Annotated in this window: 11 protein-coding genes; 1 reads left to right on the forward strand and 10 read right to left on the reverse strand. The window is 37.8% G+C overall.

Annotated features, from left to right (window positions below):
- Window positions 1-200 precede the first annotated feature (200 nt).
- The 10 genes from ABVT42_RS21390 to ABVT42_RS21435 all read right to left on the reverse strand — a co-directional run bounded on the left by ABVT42_RS21390 (window position 201) and on the right by ABVT42_RS21435 (window position 4,552).
- Window positions 201-389, reverse strand: a complete 189-nt coding sequence (locus ABVT42_RS21390) for a hypothetical protein (protein ID WP_353898037.1) — start codon at window positions 387-389, stop codon at window positions 201-203.
- A 97-nt stretch (window positions 390-486) separates the two neighbouring features.
- Entirely contained in the window at window positions 487-813 is a 327-nt protein-coding gene (locus ABVT42_RS21395; protein ID WP_367024404.1) for a hypothetical protein, read from the reverse strand.
- Between the two features lie 45 nt (window positions 814-858).
- A complete protein-coding gene (locus ABVT42_RS21400) occupies window positions 859-1,266 on the reverse strand; it encodes a hypothetical protein (RefSeq protein WP_353898039.1) in 408 nt (135 codons plus the stop codon).
- Between the two features lie 82 nt (window positions 1,267-1,348).
- Window positions 1,349-1,699: a hypothetical protein gene (locus tag ABVT42_RS21405; protein WP_353898040.1), complete on the reverse strand. Its 351-nt coding sequence runs from the start codon at window positions 1,697-1,699 to the stop codon at window positions 1,349-1,351.
- 19 nt (window positions 1,700-1,718) lie between these two features.
- On the reverse strand, window positions 1,719-2,270 hold the full coding sequence (locus tag ABVT42_RS21410) for an RDD family protein (protein WP_353898041.1): 552 nt from the start codon (window positions 2,268-2,270) through the stop codon (window positions 1,719-1,721).
- Window positions 2,271-2,484: 214 nt separating this feature from the next.
- Window positions 2,485-2,826, reverse strand: coding sequence for a hypothetical protein (locus tag ABVT42_RS21415; RefSeq protein WP_353898042.1), 342 nt, complete (start codon window positions 2,824-2,826; stop codon window positions 2,485-2,487).
- 128 nt (window positions 2,827-2,954) lie between these two features.
- A complete protein-coding gene (locus tag ABVT42_RS21420) occupies window positions 2,955-3,182 on the reverse strand; it encodes a hypothetical protein (RefSeq protein WP_367024406.1) in 228 nt (75 codons plus the stop codon).
- A gap of 189 nt (window positions 3,183-3,371) precedes the next feature.
- Window positions 3,372-3,716, reverse strand: coding sequence for a hypothetical protein (locus ABVT42_RS21425; protein WP_353898044.1), 345 nt, complete (start codon window positions 3,714-3,716; stop codon window positions 3,372-3,374).
- A gap of 86 nt (window positions 3,717-3,802) precedes the next feature.
- Window positions 3,803-4,141, reverse strand: coding sequence for a hypothetical protein (locus tag ABVT42_RS21430; RefSeq protein WP_367024408.1), 339 nt, complete (start codon window positions 4,139-4,141; stop codon window positions 3,803-3,805).
- A 93-nt stretch (window positions 4,142-4,234) separates the two neighbouring features.
- Window positions 4,235-4,552: a hypothetical protein gene (locus ABVT42_RS21435; RefSeq protein ID WP_367024385.1), complete on the reverse strand. Its 318-nt coding sequence runs from the start codon at window positions 4,550-4,552 to the stop codon at window positions 4,235-4,237.
- 198 nt (window positions 4,553-4,750) lie between these two features.
- Between ABVT42_RS21435 and ABVT42_RS21440 the strand changes: the two genes are divergently transcribed.
- On the forward strand, window positions 4,751-5,794 hold the full coding sequence (locus ABVT42_RS21440) for an IS110 family RNA-guided transposase (RefSeq protein WP_353897160.1): 1,044 nt from the start codon (window positions 4,751-4,753) through the stop codon (window positions 5,792-5,794).
- The last annotated feature ends 245 nt before the right edge of the window (window positions 5,795-6,039 follow it).

Consider the following 6,039-nt stretch of genomic DNA (forward strand, 5'->3'; position numbering starts at 1 on the left):
TCCGGGTTGTATTTGGTATCCACAAACGCCTTCGTATAGGTCGCAATTGGCCCATTTAGATTCTGTAAGATTTCGTAGGTGTTGCCAATTCATATTCGTACTACTAACGCCTAGTTGACAAATTCAGGTGCTTTTCCTGAATTTTTTCCAACGTCTTGTTCTGTGATGCAGCCCAAGCATTTAGCATGGACATCAAATTATTAATATTTCTCATTTTGTGCGAGTTTTTCTTTCTGTCTTTTTTCTCGTGCTTCATGCTTGAGCTTACCTTTCTCGGCAAGTAACTCAATATTATGCTCGAATACATACTGCTTAAATTCAGGGCTACCATAGTTGAATTTTGATTCGCGCACGACTTGTTTGACGGTCATATGAATGCTATTTGACATTTTATTCCTTCAAGGCTGCACCTAAAGTTACCTTACACACAGAACGCAAAAAGCATGTGTGCGTATTTTGCATCACCTGCCTTGACTGGTTAAATTTTTATCTAAGTGAAAATACTGAAAGCTTATGAGAGTTCTTATGGGGCCAACCAGACTTACACTCCCCACCTCCGAGAGCATAAACTACTCTCTCCGCAGCTTTTGCCGTAATAGCCAAAGATAAAATAGCCTTATCAAAATCTAGCTTTGGATCTAACCAAAAACTATTACTATTACCACAACCAGAATTGCCTGTACCATCTTTCAATACAACAAGAATTATACCTCCATCTGCTTTAATAGATGCTACTTTTCCTACATAATCGTTTGCTGCATAAGACAAACTAGGAAGCAACATAATTAAAGCAAATATTCCTTTGTAAAACATAGTAATTACCTTTTTGTTAATTTAACGCCTCAAACAGTAGTTCATCTACTGCTTTGATTGGTTATGTTTTATTGTTTTGTGTGCACTAACAGGACATATCCCTCCGCGCCCCCATGAAACACTCACAGTTATGTTTGAATCTAACTTCCCCATTACTGCAACATATCCTACGGAAAACTTTCCTTGTTTTTTAATATCTATAGGTATTCGAATATGGTTATCAAACTCTTTGTCAGTCAGACTTGCAATATAAAATGCAGCAAACTCAAGCTTTTGCCCTTCTACAATTGAAGGGAATTTAACAGTATATCCAAATTCATTCACATGATAGTCAGTCTCGGCTTTTGTAATTTCAATTAAAGCATTGTACTTATCACCAGATATCGGCATTGCACAAGCCAATGAAAAACTAGAAAAAATCATAAGGAATATAGATATAAGTATTTGCTTCAAAATTCCCTCGCTAAACATAACGCTTAGCGTTTTCGAAATTGAAACGCAGTGTAAATTTTCGATAACCGCGTCTGGTTAGGTGTCAAAATTCCATTAGCCATTTACCATCAACCAATTGAAGTTCTAACTCTATTTTCGTCCCAATTACAACAATATCTGCATTGGTGTTATTTTTCGAATATTTTACCTTCAGCTCTATTGTCTCCGGTATTGTATGCTCTTTCATTACTTTTTTAAGTTCATCAGGAGAAAACGCAGGCTGATACTCTTTTATAGCAAGTGATTGAGCAAACTTATACTTCTCTTCTTTAAGAGCATTAAGAAACGTTGTAGCTACACTTTCGGGGTTGCTAAAATCGATTTCGGAAGCATTCGACGAAAAAGCATTCACTAGCAGAAAAATAAAAGCCAACCACATTCTTTGTTTTGTCATATCTAGAGCACCTAACGCTTCATTCAGCAGGCATCTGCTGCAATGACTGGTTAACAACCGCTACACGAATAACCTTAGTATTGGTTGCACTGTCCCACCAAAAAGCTTTATCAGGATTTTTCAATGCTAAATACAAAGAGATAGGCCCAGCACATAATCCGATATAGGAATAAAATACTCTTACCCCAAACTCTGCATCTGATGGTTCGTCAGTATTACTTACGACCTTATATCCCAGTACGTATTGTCCGATAGTTTGCCGACCTGACTTTGGATGCTTATAGAAATAATAAAATAAAAACCAAAATGCTAGTCCAACACCTGGCAGAATATAGTTAGAGTCTGTACTGCGCGAAAACTCTCGCTCAAATGACCATACAAATTGTCCAGTATAACTGCTTTCTTGAATCAAAAGAGGTAATGCTAACAAAGGCGTAATCCCAATTAGCACAATCATGAAATCTAAATAGAAAGCACCAAGTCTTCGCCATACACCAACAATTTCCGTCCTGTCATGAGAGCTTTTTTGCTGAGGATAAAAACATAAGAAACTAAATAAGGCTAAGCTCACTACGATGCTCATTAGAGAGGACGAAGCGTACGTGAGGCATCGACCATTTTCACAAGAAGATCCTGCACCAACAAGCCCACCTGCAGCCCAAGAACTCAGATAAAGGAACCCTACCATTATTATAAATACTAAAAGTTTATTCATGTTCCGCTTTAGGTTGTTAACGCCAGGCTGTATGGAGAGCGAAGCGATTCCAAACGAGCCCCTTGTTATATTATGGCTTGGTTGAAAGATGTATCGTAGTTAGGGTTTGTCCGCCAACTCCTATGCTACAATTATCGGTTGCTGTCGTATAAACGTCTACCCTATGTTTAGATGCTTTGGCTGCCATCAAAACTGACAGGGCTTCCTTCTTAGCACTTGCTTCCCATCCGCTAAAATTCGCCCAGTAAGAGCCGCTCGAATTATTTGGATTAGATAAAAAAACAACCTGATTTAATCCCAAAGTTTTGTCTATGCTAATACGGCCCACATAAACACCTATACAATTCACGTTTTCAGCACGTAATAAGGATGAGGTTGTTAACAAAGTTAATAATAATAAAGTTCTAATCATGTGATCTCCTAATATAACGCCTATATCAGTTGCGTTTTTGTTGTAGTGGAGTTTTGGCGTACAGTGGCGAATCCAAGCCAAAACGGAGCGAAGACCAAAACGTCAACTGGATATACTTGTTACACCTGTTACTGAAAAGATTTAATAGTGCTAATAGTTTGATAATTGTTTCCCTGCCCTGAACACGTATTTCCATCGATCCATAATTGCGCTTCTTTTCCTGATGCATGAATCATTAGTAGCTGTGAAAACTTAATATCAAAACTCTTTGCATCAACAGTATCTATTGCGTAGTAAACAGTACTACTACAAGTATCGGTATAATCTTTATTCTCGCCACTCATCTTTACCATCACAGTATAACCGTGATTATATATTTCTATAATTTTACCTCTTTGCGACCAGCCGCTTGCCGCGAAGCAGTTGCTACTCGAAATAACTAAAAATATCGATATTAAAAACTTTTTCATGAACTCTCCTTTAGGGTGTAACGCCTAATTGTGTTGCGCGTATTTTGCGTCAACCACCTATTTCTGGTTATATTTCTAATGATGGTAGAAAGCCTTAGTTTGAAGAAACTCACAAAACTCTTTTTGAAGTACTTCATCAGATTTCTTGAACTCAGCCTTATACGATTTTAGAAAGTCACGATACATGTAGCCACGTATCATAGTTAAATAATTATCAACTTCGATAAAGTCACGGCCTGCAGAGCCCTTCTTCAATAGTGCTCCCAATTCCTTTACGGCGATTTCAGCTTCTTCTTTTGTGAATTTATCTGCAGGTATCCACCAAGTTCCATTATCTTCAGGTTTGGGGCAGGAAAAACCTTCTTCTGCAGATAAGTTAAAGCAAAATAAAAAAACCAACAAGGCTAAAGTAAATCGCATTCTGTCCCCTTAGAAAATATAACGCTTGCGTAATTCGAGAGGCGTGTTTTTTGCCGAATCGAAATTCACGCACTTGTTAGAAAATTCTAGTTCTTGAGATACATTGAACCATCACTCGTCAATTCATTGTAAGTACCGCCATGCCAACCGTAGTTTGCGCATTGATGAGAGTAAATTCGCAATTTTTTGTTCCCCATAAATGCAGCCATTGAAATTGACAACAGTTTGTCATATTGTGGATGTTCTAAAGCAACATATATCGTGTTACCTACTGTACACTCTGAAGGGTTGCCAAAGTCACCTGTTATTTGAAATCCTTGCCCTCGTATTATTTCAATGTCAGCAACAGACGCAGTTTTAGTCCATCCCCCAGCTACTACAATATGTGAAAATCCTAGTGCTAAAATTAAAAATATAAATCTCATTATTTCTCCAATTGTTTTTCTAACGCGTAGCTAACCTGAAAAATTGCGAGTGACTTAGCGAGTAATTTATCGGGTTGAGCGCCTGGTTACGTTTTAACTTTCATCCGTAATGCTTAAAATTGTGATAGGGCGAAAATTACTATTGCCACACCAGCTAGGAATCGGGTCACCAGGGAAAACATTACCCGTTTTCTTTCCAGATGCCAGTAGCGTCATTGCAATCGTTAAAAAATGATTGAATTTCAGTTCCCCAACTTGAGATTTATCAACTAAATACCAATTTCCACTATCCATTTTTATCGCGAAATCTTCCCCACAATAAAAGATCTGTTTTACTTTTTCTCCGCTTTCGGCAATTGAAAATGACGACAAAGTTGCCAACAGAATTCCAACTAATAGTTTTTTTAACACTTAAATACTCCTTTGATTATATAAACGTAACGCCGAGCTAATTTGACGGAACGGAGTTGTTTGATTTTGTGGTATTTAACCACAAAATTGAACGACGCAGTGGAGGTCAAATTGAGCGACTTGATAATCATTGAGCCTTCTCCCTAGTTTAACCATCTCGGCTAAACTAAAGGCAACCAAACCAACAGGAGAAGCCCAATGAACTTTTATAATAACATGCACCCATATTACTGCGGAATTGATTTACATGCTAGATCACTTTATGTATGCATTATTGACCAAGATGGCAAGACCTGCGCACACAAAGAAATACAAGCCAACCCAAATACTCTACTAACGCTTCTTGAACCCTATATCGGACAGATTATAGTTGGGGTTGAATGTATGCATTGCTGGTATTGGGTTGCCGACTTTTGCGAAGAGCACTTAATAGACTTTATTCTTGGTCATGCGCTTTATATGAAGGCGATTCATGGCGGTAAGGCAAAAAACGACCGTATCGATTCGTTTAAGATCGCTAATTTGATCAGAGGTGGAAATTTCCCATTAGCTTATGTTTACCCAAAAGAGAAACGAGCAACACGAGATTTGCTTCGCCGCAGAATGAAAATAGTACGCCATGGTGCACATCTAAAAGCACATGTTGTTAATACAACAAGCCAATATAATTTACCACCCAACAAAGTTAATTTAAAAAATATCTGTGCTCGTCAAACATTAATGTCAACCTTTGAAGATCCCGTCGTACAACGAAATATAGACTTGGATATGGCGGTGCTTGATTGCTATGCCAAACAATTGAGTAAGCTCGAGTGGTTTATTGAACAACAAGCCAAACAGCATAACCCTGTCCATTTACATATCTTAAGGAGCGTATCAGGAATTGGAAGAATTCTTGCTCTCACAATTATTTATGAAATTGGTAATATTAATCGCTTTCAGTCTGTACAAAAATTTGCTTCCTATTGCAGGTTAGTAAAATGTAAAGCTGAGTCTGCGGGTAAAACCTATGGAACACAAGGGAACAAGATAGGTAATGCTCATCTTAAATGGGCATTCTCAGAAGCGGCCGTTTTATACTTGAGAGGAAATAAAAAGGCACAAGGTTATTTACTTAAATTACAACGAAGAATGTCTAAAGCAAAAGCACTCTCCGCTCTTGCTCATAAACTAGGGCGTTGCGTTTATTTTATGCTAAAAAATGAAACGGTATTTGATGAAAAGAAATTTTTAAAGAGTTAGTCACGCAATGAGATGAGTACAACGCCTAACTGGACGTATGCGGAGTGTTACTAAAATTGAAGTCTGCTGACTAGTTTAAAACGACTATTTCAATTTTATACACCATGAGCTAGAGCCAAACCGCCTTGATTAACGTAAGCGTCCGGGGATTTACACCTATCTTTAGATTTTAACCACTCTAAACTGTCTCCATTTAAATTAACCAGGAGATAAATAATGAAACGTCGAACGAAGCAAGAATGGCT

The sequence above is a fragment of the Aliikangiella maris genome (assembly GCF_040719265.1).
Lineage (GTDB): Bacteria > Pseudomonadota > Gammaproteobacteria > Enterobacterales > Kangiellaceae > Aliikangiella > Aliikangiella maris.